The following is a 1,316-nucleotide window of genomic DNA, read 5'->3' as shown; positions in this document are numbered from 1 at the left end:
CAAGCGGCTTATCAAGCATTAGACTATCCACCACGCATGGTGTATGCCCTCTTGGATGATCTCTACCGCATGGGCTACATCACCTATCCCTTTACCCATGCCCATACCGTGCCAACGCAGGTACGACGGGCCCTACGCCGTTATTTGCAAGCCAATGTCTCGGCCAAAGCGGTTGCGTCCAGCGATCTTAATGAGGCAGATGATTCCGACTGGGAAACGGCCATCATCCCCACCGATTTTCAATGCACCAGCGATGATGTTCCACCCTATCTCCAAGCGATCTATCGGTTAATCCAACAGCGTTTTTTGCAATCGGAGATGGCACCCGCCATCCTATGCCGCCAATCGTTGACATTGCTGGATGCAGACCAAATGTATCGTGAAGCGCATCGCTATCAAATCACCAGTGATGGGTGGCCATGTCATGAGCATATCGACCCATCACTGATCTTTGGTCATGTGGAAGTAGCGCTTGGTGATAGGGTGGCAATTGATCGTCCGCGACCCACTATGCCTCTGACCATGATGGATCTCATGCGCCATTTGCTGGATCATCATGTGGCACCCCATGACATCATTCTGATGGCGGAGCAACTGATTAACCATCAATTGGTAACCATACAAGCCAACGATACGTGCGCGTTGTCGCCGCTTGGCGACTGGTATGCCACCCTCCTGACCAAAGCAGGATCCACTTTTTTTGATCCGACGTCCTATGCTGAGTGGCAACACGTACACACTAGTGACACCGACCAAATCATTGGATTAAGGACCTATCGTCAGACATTGGATGCGGTTCGACGTGGCATTGAACAGCTGGTGAATGCCCAGCGCTATAATGAACGCTGTCCACAGTGTCACGGATTATTATGGCGTGAAGCGACCGAGCGTGTTTGTCTGAATGACCTGACCTGTGGCTATCGTGAACCGATCAAACGCACACCTGTCCGCTTAAAACCGATCCAAGTAGGTGATGCATGAGCGACATGCCACCACCTCGTTTTGATGATGCCCCACCACCTGAGTGGGGCGAACCACCACCTTTGCCGCTCGATGATCGGATGCCGCCCAGTTTTGATCCGCGTGATGATTTTGTCGATGTGGCCATGTTGGTGGATCATGAGTGGGATCTGCCTGAACCCTATCTCCCGCCCCTAGAGTCACTCGATGATCTGTTTGCAGATTTCGCGGAGGATCTGGATCTCAACACCGAGACTCCCGATTGGGATACCGCCTTAGCTGAGATGGGCTTAACCCGTGACAGCGACGTCCCATTGGCCATCGATAGTCCCCCCTTGGTGCATCCTGAATCGGAC

At 52.7% G+C, this 1,316-nt stretch carries 2 protein-coding genes; both read left to right on the top strand.

The window, feature by feature from the left end; translation table 11 throughout:
• A partial coding sequence (locus V6D20_23825; GenBank protein ID HEY9818810.1) for a DNA topoisomerase occupies positions 1-981 on the top strand: 981 nt, incomplete at its 5' end.
• A gap of 5 nt (positions 982-986) precedes the next feature.
• On the top strand, positions 987-1,316 hold a 330-nt coding region (locus tag V6D20_23820), incomplete at its 3' end, for a hypothetical protein (GenBank protein ID HEY9818809.1).

The sequence above is a fragment of the Candidatus Obscuribacterales bacterium genome (assembly GCA_036703605.1).
In the GTDB taxonomy this organism is placed as follows: Bacteria; Cyanobacteriota; Cyanobacteriia; order RECH01; family RECH01; genus RECH01.
The sequence above is the reverse complement of the archived record's forward strand: the minus strand, read 5'-3'. Positions and strand labels throughout refer to the sequence as shown.